General features: G+C 42.2%; 1 protein-coding gene and 2 tRNA genes. 2 read left to right on the forward strand and 1 reads right to left on the reverse strand.

Going from position 1 to position 2,133, the window contains the following annotated elements:
* Positions 1-76: transfer RNA gene (locus tag Q4574_RS21390), tRNA-Val, on the reverse strand.
* A 250-nt stretch (positions 77-326) separates the two neighbouring features.
* Between Q4574_RS21390 and gltX the strand changes: the two genes are divergently transcribed.
* Together gltX and Q4574_RS21400 are read left to right on the forward strand one after the other, a co-directional pair.
* Positions 327-1,736 (forward strand): glutamate--tRNA ligase, encoded by a 1,410-nt coding sequence (gene gltX / locus Q4574_RS21395; RefSeq protein ID WP_303477711.1) that lies wholly within the window; start codon positions 327-329, stop codon positions 1,734-1,736.
* A gap of 110 nt (positions 1,737-1,846) precedes the next feature.
* Positions 1,847-1,922 (forward strand) — tRNA-Ala (locus Q4574_RS21400).
* Positions 1,923-2,133: the final 211 nt, after the last annotated feature.

Here is a 2,133-nt window from a genome sequence, read left to right on the forward strand (position 1 = left end):
TGGTGGACGCTACTGGGCTTGAACCAGTGACCCTCGCCTTGTAAGGGCGATGCTCTCCCAACTGAGCTAAGCGTCCAATTTTCTTTTTTACTTGCTGTGCTTGGCAAGTGGAGCGCTATTATAGATATGCGACTTAGACTGTCAACCCTAAACTAAAAAAATATTGTCTAAATGTTGGTTTTCTATCCATTAGGTAGTGTGACCGCGTAATTTATGTACAAAAAGGCCGAAAAGTGGGGTTAATCGGGTATTAGTTTTTAAAATTGGTTTTTTTTAGACGACGTAGGCTGGTAAACTTCGCGCACTTAATTAAAAAGGAAACAATAATGTCCGTGATCACCCGTTTTGCTCCCAGTCCCACCGGTTATTTACATGTAGGAGGTGCAAGAACTGCACTTTATTCATGGTTATATGCCAAGAGTAAAGGAGGCAAGTTTGTATTACGGATTGAAGATACTGACATCGAACGTTCAACCCAGGCTGCAATAGATGCAATTTTGGAAGGAATGGATTGGTTAGGTTTGGATTATGACGATGGACCTTATTATCAAACCAAACGTTTCGACCGTTATAAACAATTGATCGATCAATTGCTCAGTGAAGGAAAAGCATATAAATGTTTTATGAGCGCAGCTGAATTAGACGAGATCCGCGAAAAGCAAATGGCCGCGGGTGAAAAGCCTCGTTATCCTGGTACTTGGAGAGATAGAACTGATCACCCCGAAGATCAACCTTTTGCCATTCGCTTTAAAAATCCATTAGAGGGAACTGTGGTTATCAATGACCATATACGTGGCAAAATAGAAATCGCCAATGCTGAATTAGACGATTTGATTATCCAACGTAGTGATGGCACTCCTACTTATAACTTTTGTGTAGTGGTGGATGATTGGGATATGGGGATCTCCCATGTAGTGAGAGGGGAAGACCATATTAATAATACTCCTCGTCAAATAAATATATTGAAAGCGTTAAACGCGCCTGTGCCAGAATATGCCCATGTATCGATGATATTAGGTGATGATGGTAAAAAATTGTCGAAACGACATGGTGCAGTGGGGGTCATGCAATACAGAGACGATGGTTATCTTCCCCAGGCGCTGTTGAATTATCTTGTGCGTTTAGGTTGGTCCCATGGTGATCAAGAAATTTTCTCTAAACAAGAAATGATTGATCTATTTGATTTAGATTCCATTGGCCAGTCCGCGTCGGCGTTTAATACTGATAAACTTATTTGGTTGAATCAGCATTACATTAAGACTCTTCCTGCTGCACAAGTAGCTGAACACGCCAAATGGCATTTTGAGCAACAAAACATTGATGTTAGTAATGGACCTGATCTTGAAGCCGTTATTGAAGCACAGGCAGATCGTGTGAAAACCTTGGTGGAGTTAGCGCAGATTAGTCGCTACTTCTATGAAGAATATGAAGAGTTTGATGCTAAGGCAGCGAAAAAACATTTACGTCCTGTTGCCAAAGAACCATTGGTCTTAGTTAAAGAAAAATTGACCAATCTTGCACAATGGACCCCAGAGTCAATTCAGAATGCGATCAATGAAACTGCCGAAGAATTAGAGATTGGTATGGGGAAAGTGGGTATGCCGTTGCGCGTTGCTGTCACAGGGGCAGGGAATTCACCTTCTCTTGATGTCACATTACACTTGTTAAAATCTGAGCAAATTGCACAACGAATCGACAAAGCGCTCATTTATATAGCAAACAGAGAAAAAACATAAAAAAATCTTAAAAAATCGTTGACATGAAAAGGTCTGATGCCTAGAATGCGCCCCGCTGTCAAGGAATGGTAGCTAGCTAAAAAAGCTTAGCCACTAGTGACATATAGCACGGGGCTATAGCTCAGCTGGGAGAGCGCTTGCATGGCATGCAAGAGGTCGGCGGTTCGATCCCGCCTAGCTCCACCAATATCATGGATTGTTTACTACCACCTAGGCCAGTAAACAGTAGATATGACAAGAATTTTATTTTGTAAGGCTCGTTATAGTTATAGGGCGGTTCACCATCCTATAATGTCGCTCCTCTCGCAGGCTCGACTCGTCTTACAGAAATTTATCGAAGCTTGCTTCGATAGGCAAAATTTCTGTCCCCATCGTCTAGAGGCCTAGGACACCGCCC

Origin of the sequence: Aliiglaciecola sp. 3_MG-2023 (assembly GCF_030548205.1) — a bacterium.
In the GTDB taxonomy this organism is placed as follows: Bacteria; Pseudomonadota; Gammaproteobacteria; order Enterobacterales; family Alteromonadaceae; genus Aliiglaciecola.

What these genes read in the sequence shown, in the direction of transcription:
- gltX (WP_303477711.1), top strand. Translation starts at nt 327, where the DNA reads ATGTCCGTGATCACCCGTTTTGCTCCCAGTCCCACCGGTTATTTACAT.